11 protein-coding genes are annotated in these 13,780 nt (G+C 61.6%); 7 read left to right on the forward strand and 4 right to left on the reverse strand.

Going from position 1 to position 13,780, the window contains the following annotated elements:
* Positions 1-33: 33 nt before the first annotated feature.
* From KF886_10255 to KF886_10265, 3 genes are all read right to left on the reverse strand, one after another.
* On the reverse strand, positions 34-3,150 hold the full coding sequence (locus tag KF886_10255; protein ID MBX3177733.1) for an ATP-binding protein: 3,117 nt from the start codon (positions 3,148-3,150) through the stop codon (positions 34-36).
* 6 nt (positions 3,151-3,156) lie between these two features.
* Positions 3,157-3,660 (reverse strand): hypothetical protein, encoded by a 504-nt coding sequence (locus tag KF886_10260; GenBank protein MBX3177734.1) that lies wholly within the window; start codon positions 3,658-3,660, stop codon positions 3,157-3,159.
* 105 nt (positions 3,661-3,765) lie between these two features.
* The gene (locus KF886_10265; protein MBX3177735.1) at positions 3,766-4,959 is read right to left on the reverse strand and encodes a type IV secretion system DNA-binding domain-containing protein; all 1,194 of its coding nucleotides are present in this window, start codon (positions 4,957-4,959) and stop codon (positions 3,766-3,768) included.
* Positions 4,960-5,115: 156 nt separating this feature from the next.
* Here KF886_10265 and KF886_10270 point away from each other — a divergent pair, with 156 nt between their 5' ends.
* The 6 genes from KF886_10270 (at position 5,116) to KF886_10295 (ending at position 11,970) form a co-directional block, all read left to right on the forward strand.
* On the forward strand, positions 5,116-6,000 hold the full coding sequence (locus KF886_10270) for a hypothetical protein (protein ID MBX3177736.1): 885 nt from the start codon (positions 5,116-5,118) through the stop codon (positions 5,998-6,000).
* Between the two features lie 4 nt (positions 6,001-6,004).
* Positions 6,005-6,811 carry a PD-(D/E)XK nuclease family protein gene (locus tag KF886_10275; GenBank protein ID MBX3177737.1) on the forward strand — a complete coding sequence of 269 codons (807 nt, stop codon included), beginning with the start codon at positions 6,005-6,007 and terminating at the stop codon, positions 6,809-6,811.
* Between the two features lie 252 nt (positions 6,812-7,063).
* Positions 7,064-9,052, forward strand: a complete 1,989-nt coding sequence (locus tag KF886_10280) for a hypothetical protein (protein ID MBX3177738.1) — start codon at positions 7,064-7,066, stop codon at positions 9,050-9,052.
* A 407-nt stretch (positions 9,053-9,459) separates the two neighbouring features.
* A complete protein-coding gene (locus KF886_10285) occupies positions 9,460-9,900 on the forward strand; it encodes a hypothetical protein (protein MBX3177739.1) in 441 nt (146 codons plus the stop codon).
* A gap of 1 nt (position 9,901) precedes the next feature.
* Complete coding sequence (locus tag KF886_10290; GenBank protein ID MBX3177740.1) at positions 9,902-11,236, forward strand: hypothetical protein; 1,335 nt, start codon at positions 9,902-9,904, stop codon at positions 11,234-11,236.
* A 2-nt stretch (positions 11,237-11,238) separates the two neighbouring features.
* Positions 11,239-11,970 (forward strand): TatD family hydrolase, encoded by a 732-nt coding sequence (locus KF886_10295; protein ID MBX3177741.1) that lies wholly within the window; start codon positions 11,239-11,241, stop codon positions 11,968-11,970.
* 245 nt (positions 11,971-12,215) lie between these two features.
* Here the strand turns inward: KF886_10295 and KF886_10300 are convergent, their stop codons facing one another.
* Positions 12,216-12,449, reverse strand: coding sequence for a helix-turn-helix transcriptional regulator (locus KF886_10300; GenBank protein MBX3177742.1), 234 nt, complete (start codon positions 12,447-12,449; stop codon positions 12,216-12,218).
* 326 nt (positions 12,450-12,775) lie between these two features.
* On the opposite strand from KF886_10300, the gene KF886_10305 reads away from it, so the two are divergent.
* Positions 12,776-13,753, forward strand: a complete 978-nt coding sequence (locus KF886_10305) for a carboxypeptidase regulatory-like domain-containing protein (protein ID MBX3177743.1) — start codon at positions 12,776-12,778, stop codon at positions 13,751-13,753.
* The last annotated feature ends 27 nt before the right edge of the window (positions 13,754-13,780 follow it).

A 13,780-nucleotide genomic window follows, 5' to 3' on the forward strand; every position in this document is an offset into this window, starting at 1 on the left:
TTTTTGCGTATGAGAGGTACGAATCAACAGCCGTCACTTCTTGCGTTTGGCCTTGCTCAGCGCGCCCAAGAGCACCTGAGACACGGCCCGTTTGCGGGCCTGCTTTTCTTGTCCGCTTGCGGCACCGTACTTGACCTTCACCTTGTAGCCCCGAACCGTGTGTTCCCGGCTCGCGGCGTCGGCTTCGATTTCCTCGATGAAGAGGAATAATTCTTCGGGTGACTTGAAACTCACCCGCTGGCTTTCCTCCGGGGACAGGGCCTCTGCCACCTGACGTTGGACGCTTGCCAGTTTTGCGGGGTCGGTTGAGACCGTGATGACATTGCCGAACCCGGCGACCAGGCATTTCTTGAGGTTGTCGAGTTCGTGCTCTGGCGAGGTGCTCACTGCGATCTCGCAAGCGATGGACACGTCACCCTTCTCCAACGCCACATCAACGCTCGCGCCACCGTCGAGCGTTTTTTCGATAGTCGCGCGGTAGCCCATGCCTTCGGCCCAGCGTTTGATGAACTGCTGCAAGTACTTGTGTTCCTGTCCGCCCTTGCCCATGAGCGGCGGGGCGGGACTGGCACGACGCGCCGACCGCGTTGGCTTTGTTGCCGGTATTGCGGGTTCGGCGGCAGGCGCTTGGGGGACCGGCGCTGATGGGACAGCGGGCGTTCGCTGGATTGACTCTTCGACTGCCGGTACTTGCGTGGCGTCATCGGTCTTCACTGGCTGCCACCGTGCTTCGAGGTAGGCCTCGACCTCGGCAACCGGCGTGCCATACCGCCGTCGCGACAGCGCCGTGATCCGTTCGCGCCGCTGTGCGGCGGCTTCTTTCCGGATGCTTGATGGCAGCGGGACCCGCAAATTGAAGTCGCGGTCGGCTCGCTCCAGTCGGCAGATCGCTTCACCGGTCCGCAGGTTGAGCAGGTCGGCGGGTTCGAAGAAACTTAGACCCTCGGCGAGCTTGCGGGCGTCGGCTTCGCCGACCCGGAAGCAGACGCGGGTATACGGGTTGGATAGCGCGGCGCTGGCGACTTCGGCGTCGCGCTTCTCCAGCTGTCGCAACTCCTGATGCGCCAGCACGAGGCCCAACCGGTACTTGCGCACGCCGGTGAGAATCGACGCCATCGACGGCGTGATGAAGTTGTGGAACTCGTCGATGTATAGATAGAAGGGCCGCCGCTGTTCCTCCTGGATCTCCTGGCGGCTCAAGGTCAATTGGTGGAACTTGGCAACCAGCAGGGTCCCGAGCAGGTGGGCGTTCTCTTCCCCAATCGCGCCCTGGGAGAGCCGCGCGAGAAAGATCTTGCCGCTGTTCATGATATCGGCGAAGTCCAGCCGGTTCTCGCGCTGGGCGACCATGTGACGGATTAGTTTTGGGCGCAGAAAGTAGTCCAGTCGCGTGAGAATCGGACCTTGCGGCCGACCAGACAGCAGGGGGAATTCCTTCTCCCAGTAGTAGACGATATCGCGGTCGCGCACCGTCTTTAGGAACTCGCGGCGGTAGTCTTTCTCCACCAGAAACCGGCGCAGGTCGGAGAGCGTCCCGCCCCGGTCGCTTTCGAGGAACGCGAGGATGGCGTTGGAAAACACCGTGGTCATCTGGTCGCCCCAACTGGTGGACAGGCGTTGGAAAACCGCCACCATGTCGGAAGCGATGAGATTCTTCTCCAATTCCGAGTGCGCCGACAGCACGTTGAAGCCGATGGGATAGCCGCCATCGGCGGGATCGAACAGGATCACGTCTTGGTGGCGGTGCTCCGGGATGCGGGTGAGCACGTCGTCAACCAAGTCTCCATGCGGGTCCAGCAGGGCGACCCCCCGGCCCTGCTCGATATCCTGGCTGATCAGGTTGAGCAGGAAGGTGGACTTGCCGGTGCCCGACGCGCCCACCGTGTAAATATGTTTGACGCGCTGATCGGCTCGCAACATGACCGGCAGCGTACTGCCGTTGTGAGTGTTGTGGCCGAGCAGAACCTCGCCTTCAGTCACGCTTGGCGGAGCGGCCTTGCTGCGGTTGATCGCGCGAACCAGCCGAGCCGCCCGGACCGATGGCGCGGGCAGGTGGCTTAAGCACACCAGTTCGTTCGAGTTGAGGATCATGCCGCTGCGGCAACTCTGGCGCCAGAGCAGGTCGCGCTCGTGGTACCGGTGGGGGTAATGGTCGTTGTTCAGCGGGATCAGTTCGTTGCTCGATGGGTCGTTGTACTGCGCCAGGCCGCCTCCCAGGTGACGCACGATGTCCCAAGCCCGGCCCGGCAGCGGACTGAGCGCCGCTATCCTCAACACCACGGCGTAGAGGGGATGCGCTAGCTTCTCGCGCGCCAGCGTCGTCATCTCGGGGGCATCGACGAAAAAGCTCCGCCCCCGCCCGTCGGTGACGGAATGGACAATGCTCTCCGCCCAGGGATTCTCGACGGGCTGGAAAAGCACCTGCAAGACGCCGACTTCACCTGGGTCCAGATGGTCCAATGCGCCGATGATACCAACCAGCGGATCGCTGTCAAAGTTGTGACTGGTACGCAGGGGCCGCATGAACTCGGAGGACAGCGCAAAATCCACCACGAGGGATTCGGCCTGCGGCCGGTTTTTCCAGTGGCGCTCCAGGTAGTCGTACTCGTCACAAAGCAGGGCCTCGGGATAGTGGGCCTTAAGCTGCGCACAGACCTGCTGCGCGTCGGCTTCGCGGCACGCGAATTGGACCACAATCGCCTCGGCGGTGCCGATCACCTCGAAACTGATCATGCCCCGGCAATACGCCAAGTTGAGCAGGAGATGCTCGGCCATGTTCTTGGTGATGCCGCATTCCGGCGGCAGGCTGACCTGGATTTCCGCCACCGGGAATGGTTCCTGAACATAGGGCAGCAGCAGTTCGGGGGCGAGTGGCAACTCGGCCCTGGACGCGGCGTTGTCCCGCCGCCCGGTCAACTTGTTCGCCCAACGGCTCAGAAAGGTTTCGCGCTTGCCGTCGTCGAACGGCGCTTCAGGCTGCGGCAGGTAGAAATAGAAGGGGCGGAAGGGCGGTTCAAGCTCGACCGGCTGGTCCCAGACCACCCAGCCCCGGCCCTGCCGTTCCCAATCGTAAAACTGGCGGGTGAGTTGCTCGGCGAACGTCAGGCCTGGTCCGCCGTCAGTCCCGCCAAGTTGGCCGCTGGCATCCATTACTCATCACCGTTGGAAGAAGTCGCGCATGATCGGTTTGCGTTCGGCCTCGGACAACGTTCGCAAGCCCTTGGCCTTGGTGATGTCGTCGAGGACCTCCATCACGGCGGCATGGACGCTCTGCTGGAACATGTACGCCGTGTCCAGCTTGAAATAGGTCCAGGGCCGTACAAACAACAGCGTGAACTGTCTGACAACCGGTACGGCTAACAGGAATGCCAGGCAGCCGGAGGGCAGTTCGGTCAGCCACCAGGAGAAGAAGAAGGCGTTGCCAAACGGCGCGCCGCAGACATCGAACATCAGCTTCTTACGCCAGACGCGCAAGTAGAGCCGCTTGGCCGACAGCAGGCCGCCCTCCTTGATTTCGACGCGCGACACCTTGAGATCCGGAATCTGACGGCTCGCGATGGCCTGTTCCAGCGCGGTGTAGAAGTCCTGCGTCGAGTACTGCATGCCTTCGACCAGATGATCCCAGTGGGAAATGACAGACGATTCAACAGCAACGGACATGAGTCGTATCCTCCTTCCTGCCCAAGCGCAGTTTTTACAGCTTGAGTTTATGATTCCGGCCCTGTCAAATGCAATCCGCACTATGATAGTGGGCGCGGCTTGGGACTAATTCTTTGGCGCAAGCGCTTCGGGTGGAACCGTCTCGGCGCTGAAGGGTGCGGAGACCGTGCCGTCGATCATCAGCTTGAGGTAGATGTGGTGGTTGGCGAGGTTGGTGATGTCGGTCGCCGTGAAGTACGGGTAGAACTCCTGGGCGAAGCTTTCGGCGTCCGTCGCGCCCAGGCGAAAGACAATCGGGGTGCCGACGTTGCCCAGGATCGCCTCCTTGACCAGCGGGTCAAGCTGCGCCAGGTACTGGTGGGCCAGCACCATCCCGATCCGGTACTTGCGCAGTTCGGAAAGCATCGTCACCGAAGACAGCGACGTGAAGGTCTGGAACTCGTCGATGTAGACGAAGAAGTCGCGGCGTTGTGCGGGCGGTAGGTCGGCCCGGCTCAGGGCGGCCATGTTCAGACGCGAGACGAGCAGCGAGCCGAGTAGCGATGCGGTCTCTTCGCCGATGCGGCCCTTGCTCAGGTTCACCAGGAGAATACCGCCGGTGTCCATGATCTCGCGCAGCCGGATGCGGTTCTGGGGCGCGGTCAGGATCTCGTGCAGGATCGGGTCGGTCAGGCAGGCCCCCACCTTGTTTTGCACCGGCGCTACCGCTTCGGCTCGCAACCTGGCGGTATAGCCCTCGAACTCTTCGAGCCAGAAACGCCGGACCTCCGCATTGCCTGAGACGTTCGCGCACGCCTTGCGGTACTTCGCGTCGCCCAAGAGCCGCAGGATGTCAGCCAGCGTCGCGTCACGCTGCTCCAACAGCAGGAACACGGCATTTCGCAGGATGTGTTCGAGTCGCGGTCCCCACGAGTCGGCCCAGAGCCGCTTAAAGGATTCCATCAGTCCGGCCGCGGCCAGACCGCGCCGGGACGCCGACACATACTCCAGCGGATTGAAGCCGAGCTTGTCGGCGTTGTCGGGCACGTTGAAGTAGGTCACGCGGCCCGCGTGGGCATCGGGAATGAAGTCGCGGACTTGGGACACGAGTTCGCCGTGGGGGTCGATCAGCACCACGCCGCGCCCGGCCTCGATGTCCTGCTTGATGAGCGTGGCCATCAGCGTGGACTTCCCCACGCCGGTCTTCCCGATCAAATACAAATGATGCAGCCGGTCGGGTTGCTTGATACCAAAAAGCGCGCGCTGGCCCCGAAAGGTCGTGCGCGCGAAGAGGCTGATGGCGTGCGGATCATGGGTCATCTATTCACTGTCCCATGACGCGCTTTATGCAACAAGTCACCCGGTGACGCCATCCCCGACACTTTCGAGCGTCTGGCGGGTTTCTGCCGGTGTCCTACCCTGGGAAGTAGTTCTTTGTCTCTTTGAACCACAACCCAAACCAGGAGGAATCCAGACATGCAAGCAACAGCCAGAAGTGTCGAAGACCCAAATGCCGAGGCCGCCGCGCTGATGGTGGTCAAACCCGACGAGGACGGATTTCAGGTCTATGAACCTGCCGCCCCGGATCGAGTCTACCGCGTCAGTGGCACCCGCCAGCAACCGGAATGCACCTGCGCCAAGTTCCGCTGGACGGATCCGGGCAACCCAAACCGGCCCTGCGTCCACATCGACGCGGTGCTGCGCCATCTTGGCGGAAACGACTCGCCGCCACAGCCCCTCACCGTCGATCCCGACCCCGTGTCGCTCGGCAACCCCGACGAAACGCCGGTCGCTGACGGGAACGGGAACGGAGCCGCGCTTGGCGGATCGCCCGCCCTGCTGACCCTGAAACGCAGCGTCAGCCCGGACGGACGGATCGATTCGCTCTCGGTGGAGTTCGCCCTGCCCATCGCGGGACTCAAGGCCCACGAAGTTCACGACTTCGCGCTTCGCAGCCTCGCCTGCCAGGAAGACATCGCCCGTTCGTTCCTGAACGGTGGACCACCGGCCAGCGACGGCGGCAACGGCCACAGCCAGAGCGGTGGCGGCAATGGCAACCAGGGCGGCAACGGTGCGGTTCCGGCCACCCTGCGCGATGTCGGCGGCATGCAGACCAAGTGGGGCTGGCGTTACTTCATCAACGTCGAAGCCGACGGCGGCGTCTACAAGCTCTTCGGCAACCGCAAGCAGCTTGCCGAACACCTGGCCGACGCCGGACATCCCCGGCTGGGCGACCAACTCAGCAAGGGCAAGACGCTGAACGTGTCGTGCTTGGCGCTGCTCGAAGACAGCGAGGATGGCCGTTACACCAACGTCGTCGAACTCAGGCCTGCCAACCGGCAGCAGTCGGCCCGGAGGTAGCGTCATGTCTCAGGCAACCGCCCTGCGTATCCAGGCATGCGCCGACGCGAAGCGAAGCGGGCACCTGTCCTATTCGCGCGTCAACCGCTACCTGGTCTGCCCCGAACAGTACCGTCTGTACTACGTCGAGGGTTTGCGGCCGAAAGTCCCGTCAGCCAGCCTGGAATTCGGCCAAACCATCCACCGCGCCTTGGCGCGGTTCTTCCAGGACGGTGAGAGCGCCATCGAGGTGTTCCTCACCACTTGGGAGCAATGTCGCGACCGACCGCTGCGCTATTCCTACCGCGAGAGTTGGGAGAAGCTCAACGAACGCGGACACGCCCTGCTGGCGAAGTTCTTGCTCGAAGAACTGCCGCGCCTGAGTTGCGTGGAGGCGTCCGAGAAGCCGTTTGAATTGGCGGTCTCGAACCTCGATCTGCCCTTTGTCGGCGTCATCGACCTCAAGGCACGGATTGACGGGGTCTTGAGCGTCATCGACTTCAAGACCAGCGGCTCGGCCTACCAGGAGTTTGAAGTCGAACTGTCCGACCAACTCACCGCCTACCGTCTGGCCGAACCGCAGGCCGCCCAGAGCGCGCTCTGCGTCTTCGTCAAGACCAAGGAGCCGCGCATCGAATGGTTCTTTTCCCAACGCACCGGTGACGAACTCACCGCGTACCTTGCCAAGGTCGCGCTGATCGGCCGCCAGGTTGCCGACGAGGTGTTCTACAAACGCCCCGGCAAATGGTGTGCCCAGTGCGACTACCTGCCCCTCTGTATGGGCGACAAGAAGCGAGCCGAGGAAACCCTTGTGGCTATCGACCTCGACTAGCAATCTGCCAGCACCGGCATCCACCCGTGCTGGCTTTTTCATATCCAATGCACAGCGGGCCAGCCTTGGGCGTACTATACTAGCTGGCGTTTGGTCTCGCGGGCGCGTATGATGGTGACTCATGTCGAGTTGGCTCGTCTCGCCCTATTCTCCTGCGAGCACACGCCAATGCTCTCGGTTCACCTTGAGCGGTCGCCTCTTCTGGCTTGGCCGACGTTGTCGGTTCACTGGGGTAGTGGTACGATGGAAGATATGAAACAAGTGACCATGTGGTCGGACAACGAAACCACCATCGACCTTATCGGCTACGATCACCTCATCGGAGCGGTTACCGCGATCGTGAAAAACGACGCGCTCCTGCCAGCCTCGGTGGGCGTCTTCGGCGACTGGGGAAGCGGGAAGTCGAGCGTCCTGCGGATGGTCGAGGCCGACCTGAAGCGTGATGAGAAGACGCTGGTCCTGCACTTCAACGGCTGGCTGTTCGAGGACTATGAGGATGCGAAGTCCGCACTCCTGGGAACGCTCCTCGACGGCATCGGATCGCACACGAAACTGGGCGAGAAGGCAAAGGATGTCCTCTGTAAGTTGTTGCGTCGTCTGGACTACATGAAACTGGCAGGCGGTGCGGCCAGGTTTGGTGTCTCGGCCGCCCTTGGCGGGCTACCGGTAGCGGCACTGCTTGCGGGAGCGTCGGTCAAGGACCTGATAGTTCGCGTCGGCGCGGCGATCAAGGACGGCGACACGTCGGTCCTGCAGGGGCTGCTCAAGGATGTTGACGAGGAGACACGAGTCGGCGTCCGCGAGTTTAGGCGTGACTTTCAGGAACTGTTGGAGAAGACCGCTATCGAGCGGTTGGTGGTTCTCATTGACGATCTTGATCGCTGTCTACCCGATACCGTCATCGAGACGCTGGAAGCGATCAAACTCTTCGTGTTTGTCCCGCGAACCGCTTTTGTCATCGCTGCCGACGAGCGACTAATCGAATATGCGGTTCGGAAGCGCTTCCCCGAGTTGCCCGGCGACAAGGCGGAGGTCGGACGGGATTATCTGGAGAAGCTGATCCAATATCCGGTGCGTATCCCGCCCCTCGGACGGTCGGAGCTCGAAACGTATATCAACGTTCTTTTTGCTTCCGCAGCCGGGCTTTCTGACGAACAACTCACCAGCGTAAGAGATCGTGTGACCAGGTGTGACGAGCGGTCTCTTCTCGGGGTGCGCTTCAACACCGGTATCGCAAGGGAGTTGATCGATCCGCTGCCCAAGCGGCTTCAGGATGACCTTGCCTTCTCGGAGCAGATAGCTCCCACGTTGGCTGCCGGTACCGCTGGCCTCAACGGGAACCCCCGGCAGTGCAAACGATTCCTAAACACGCTCGTCCTCAGGTTAGAAATGGCGCAGGCCCGAGGGATCACGCTGCGGCGTGAGGTCCTTGCGAAACTCATGCTACTGGAGTGGTTCGCCCCCATCACCTTCAAGGCTCTGGCACAGGCATCCACGGAACAGGATGGCGATTGCACGGAGCTAAAGGTTGCCGAAAGGCAATACTCGCAGTCGGACAACCTGAAGTCGCAGCACCAACCCCTCGCTTCGCCCCGGACCCCGGCGGACGGGACCGACGGTTCAGGAAAGAAGGGTAGTGAGTCGGCCAGTCTTGGTGACGCTGTCGAACCGGAGCCTCCCGAATGGCTCTCCGACGCCTGGGTTTGCGAGTGGCTCGCGCTCGCTCCGGGACTCACCGGTGTTGACTTGCGTCCCTACTTCTTCTTCTCCCGTGACACGCTGGGCACTCTTGGGGTGGCTGTGCAACGTCTCAGTCCGGCGGCCCAGGAGGTCTTGTCGGAGTTGTTCAGCGACAGCGAGGCGCAACGCAATCTGGCGCTGGACAAGACCGCCCGGCTTACGCAATCCGAAGTCTCAAGCCTGTTCAACGCCCTCGCGGAACGGTCCCGACGCGAAGCGGACCCCGGAGACGAACGTTCGGCGATGTTCCGCCTATGTGATCTGGCTACACGACACGCCTACGTCGCCGCACCCCTCATCGCCTTCCTTGCCGCCGTACCCGACCTCCGCATACCCCTCGCGGTCGTGTCCAAAATCCGCGCCCTGTCTGCGACGCCGGAGACACAATCGACAGTCCTCGAATTGCTTACCCGGTGGTCACAAAGCTCTGGTAACTCCCGTCTGGCCGCTGCGGCTAGGAGCGCACTCCAGCGGCGTACCGGGGGTGGAGGTAGATCCTGATGGGTACCTCCGCCTCCAATCCAGGTCGAGGGGATCGTCCCGCCCTTCTCCCAGCCTGGGCACTGCCTGCCCAGAGCCCTGATGCTCCACCCAACCCGCCCGCAGACCCCAACCAACTGCCTCAGCAGCCGACCCCGCAACAGGTACTAGCGCCACCGGCTCCGAACAGGGGCCCGTGGCGGGACGCCGGATCGCGCATGGGGAGGTGGGCGTCGGGAGACGCCGGTGGTCGTGCGGGACTGTCGCGTGCGGGACGTGGATTCGTTCGGGCGCTTGGCGGCTCGCGACAAGCGAGTCGCTCCAGTTCGGGCAGTCGGGCTGCCGCCGCAAGATTCGCCGGCTTCGTATCGGGCATTCAAGGCGCGGGGCTACGGGAATCGCTTCGTCGGTTGGGTCTGGAGCGCCTCGTGGGCGGCGATCCCCATGTGGCATTCGCAGCCATCGCCGACGCCCTGTGTCCCGAAGGTGCGACTGCGGACGAAGCCATCGCGCGGGCGGCCATCGTCGACGCCTTGGCGGTCTTGTGGGCCTCGTACGTCGAAGACACAGGGGACCTCACCAGGCTTGAGAATCTGGACGCTCCGGCGGTCCAGGAGTCGATTCGAACGGCCGTTGTCTCTCACGTGTACCGACGCTGGCTGTTCGAGTTGGGCAAACGGCTGGAGTCGAAAGCGGTGAGTGCCGAAGAGGCCGCGCGGCTGGAACGTGATATGAAACGATATCTGGATGAGGAAATCAGAATCGATTTCGGCGACCAAGATCTCACACGGGTCGAGTGGGATGCACATGATGGTCAGTCATATATCGAGGACCTGTTCCGCAGGGCCTATGAGATCTTGGAGTCCTGATATGGAATGGAACATCATTATCCACACACCCGAGACCGATGGATATGTCCCGTCACTTACGTCAGGTCTCCCGCGCCTCGATCTTGCCATTGGGCGTTCCTCTCGTTTTCCGGAAATCGAGGCGAATCTCGGTCGGTTCGAGACTTCGCAACACCGGTCCTTCGCACCGATCGTCAAGGACCTGCTGCGGGTCGCCCTGGCGACCTACGCTGCCGATCAGGTGGTCCTGCGTCGGTACGGGGAAGACCGGTGGACGCGCGAGATCCGGTTGCACGTGCCGGTATCCGACCCGGCCGCCTGGCAGGCGTGCGGAGAAGAATTTTCTCGCGCTGCCGGATTTCTCACCGGCGACCGCTGGCGGTTCGAGTTCCGACGACTTCCTGTCGCGCATACCCGCCCGAACGAACAGGCCGGACCCGCCGCGGAATCACTGGTTGTCCTGTTCTCCGGCGGACTTGATTCACTGATCGGCGCCATCGATCTACTTGAAATCGGCCAAGCGGTCTCGCTCGTGTCCCACCACGGCGCGGGCATCACCCGCTCGGTGCAGCAACGCCTCGTCGAAGCCTTGTGCGCCCGATATGGCGGGCGAGTGCAGGAGTTGCCGTTCTGGGTGCAGCCACCCCGCATTCAGGGCAGCCAACACGAAACCACGCTGCGCTCAAGATCGCTGCTCTTCCTCGCACTTGGTACTGCGGTTGCGTTTACGCTGAACCCATCCAGACCACTGCATGTCGCCGAAAACGGATTGATCTCGCTCAACGTCCCACTCACCGGCGCACGCCTGGGCAGCCTGAGCACACGGACCACCCACCCGCACTTCATCCAACTCTTTCGGGAGATCCTCCAGAAGCTTGCCATTGGCACCGACGTGGTGTTGCCGTACCGATTCAAGACGAAGGGAGAGATGCTCGCCGGTGCTGCCAACCAGGAGTGTGCGCGGGCACTGACGCCACTCACGATGTCCTGCGCCCACCCGGAAGCGCAACGCTACACGTTCCGCAGTGTCGACCGTCACTGCGGGTATTGTGTACCGTGTCTCATCCGCCGTGCCGCAACCACGGCGGCCGACTTCCAAGACGCGGCGTACTGTCTGGATGCCCGTCGCGACGCGCCGCCGGCTCACACCGGACGGGGAAAGGATCTACGGGCGGTCCTCATGGCCATCGCACGCTTTCAGGACTCGCAGCTCATGGCGGCAGCTGATGTCCTCACCACGGGGCCGATTCCACATCATGAAATCCAACAGTATGCCGAAGTCTACCGGCGGGGAATGTCGGAACTCCGAGCCTACCTCCGTCCACAACATGCGCCTACATCCATCCAACGACTATGACCATGCGATTCGTCGATACCCATTGCCACGTTGACCTTTACCCGTCCCCGGAAACGGTTGTCCACACGGCAGCCGCCAATGGGGTTGAAGTCATTGCGGTGACAAACGCCCCGCACGTCTTTCATTTCACCAGGGAACTGGCCCGGCACCATCCGCACCTCTACCCGGCGGTCGGACTCCACCCGGAGCTGGTGGCCGACTACGGCCACCTGCTTGCCGAACTCCTGAAGCACCTCGATCAGGCACGTTTCATCGGTGAGGTCGGTCTTGACTACGTCACCACGGATGACAGGCTCCGGCAGCGACAGCGTTCGGTGTTTGAGAGTGTTATCGAGCGATGCGCCCGGTCCGACTCGGTCGTGAGTATACATTCGCGACGCGCCGTTGCTGATGTCCTGGCCATCGTCGGAGATAGTTTCCCAGGCTCGTGTATCCTTCACTGGTTTTCCGGAAGTCCGTCGCAGCTACGTCGGGCGCTTGATGCCGGCTTCCACTTCTCGGTGAACCCGACCATGGTCATCTCGGAGCGAGGCCGCTCGCTCGTCGCCCAGATCCCGCGCGAGAGGGTGTTGACGGAGAGTGACGGGCCGTTCGCCAAGTTCAACGGAAGACCGGCTACCCCAGCCGATATGCTGTCTGTTGTGAAAGCCATCGCGAACATCTGGAAGGTGCCCGTCGAGCAGGCGGCAGGCGAGATTTACGGCAATTTCACAGGGCTACTGGCCAATCGGTAGCCGATCATCCGGAGCCGTCTCCTACCTCGGACGGCAACTCTACCCGTCTTGTCGTCTGGCCACAGGCACATATAATACCTAGTAAGGGGGAAAGCACCTCTGCGCTTGAACCAAGCAAGAAACAGGCAGACCAATTTCCCGACACGAAAGAATTAGTGGTCGATGAATTCGGGAGCGGCGGGGTCTGCAGAAACGCCAAACCAGGGAACGCGCTTCGTTTGAAACAGTGGCGCATTGTGCCGCCGTCACTTTTTGGAGATCTTCTTCTCGACTTCGCGAATCACTTCGGACAACGGCGTCTCAAGGACGCTCGCGATCTGAAACATTGTCCGCATTGTGGGCGACTTCAGCCCTCTCTCTACTTGACTGATATACGTTGGGTGCAACCCGCATTCAAAGGCGAGCGTTTCCTGCGACATATTGGACGCCCGCCGACGGTCTGCCAATACCTTGCCTATCACTCTGTTGAGACTCGTCACCCTGCCTTCTCCTAACGGCAGGTATTCTTGAGCTTGACAGACTAAAGTACCATAGACTATAGTCTTAGTTTGCAGGCGGGAGCCTCCGGAACAGTAAGGCAAGCCCGCCGTGGAAACAGCCAAGCGTGTGTGGAATGCGCTCCTATCGCCGTCATCCGAATTCCACGCAACAGGACAACCTGGAATCGAGGTTTAAAGACATGACAGTCGGACAGTCAAATCATTAGCAACGTGGCATCGGGGGAAAAGTCAGCGAATGGACGAGGTTTGCCTCGTCTTTTGCAATTATCGAAAGTCGGACTATTGGCCGATTAGGAGGGTAGGCTATGTTCAAAGTATATCTTGTGGCATGTCTTCTTTTCGCCAACCTATCGGCGTTCGCCGCCGATTCAACATCGAGCGTCGAAGGCAGGGTCCTTGACGGACAGGGCCGACCCATGTCCGGTGTCACCGTCGTAGCCGTCCAAACCGAACGCATCAAAGGCTACGACGAGTTGCGCGTGGATACCAACGCGGACGGCACATTTCGCGTCACGGGTTTGTACCCCAAGTCGCCATATATTCTCGGGCTGGGCCATGAGGACCAGCAGGACAAGAACGCCGAATGGGTGTATGTCCCCAAGCCGCAGCCGTATTTCACGGCTGCACCCGCAGGCGAGACCAGAGCCCTGGGCGACATCACCGCCCGGTTCATGAGTTTCAGTAATGGCCTGGTTACCGACACGCACACAGGTTTGCAGTGGCGAGTCGGACCCGCCCAAAAAACAACGCTCGATCAGGCGAAGGACTGGATTGCCAGTCTGCCCGCCGATGGCGGCCCGGCTTGGCAGCTGCCGACCCCGGATCAAGTGGGAACACTGCTGTACCTCAAGGACAATCAGCGGCTGATCTGCGAGGAACTTGGCGACCTGAACGGCGTCTGGTCGTTCTTGACGACCAAGAACAGCGTGACTACGAGGGCCTCACGGACGCACGAAGGCGCTGCCTGGATGACTTTCATGGACAGTCGCGGCAGCCGCGCCATCGCCGTTCGGAACGCTCCGGCCGCAAGCATGGCTTCGGCCACCGTACCGGAAGGCCAGGAGCCGATCATGCCTTCAGGTTCTGACTCGGCCAACACGGCAGCGGACCGGCGCGCCCTCATACAGAACGAACTTCGGATGACAACGACGCCCAACGATTTCTGGTACGACACCGGCGATGCGGTCGTTCTCGTAATGCCCAAACAGTCTTCGGGCACGCTTACCAGGGATCAGCAAATCCAGGCGCTCCGGGATGCGCTTACCGAAGCCGACGGACGCTGAATTGGCTAACAACGTGCGCTTCAAGCG

This window comes from Candidatus Hydrogenedentota bacterium (assembly GCA_019637335.1).
Classification (GTDB): domain Bacteria; phylum Hydrogenedentota; class Hydrogenedentia; order Hydrogenedentales; family JAEUWI01; genus JAEUWI01.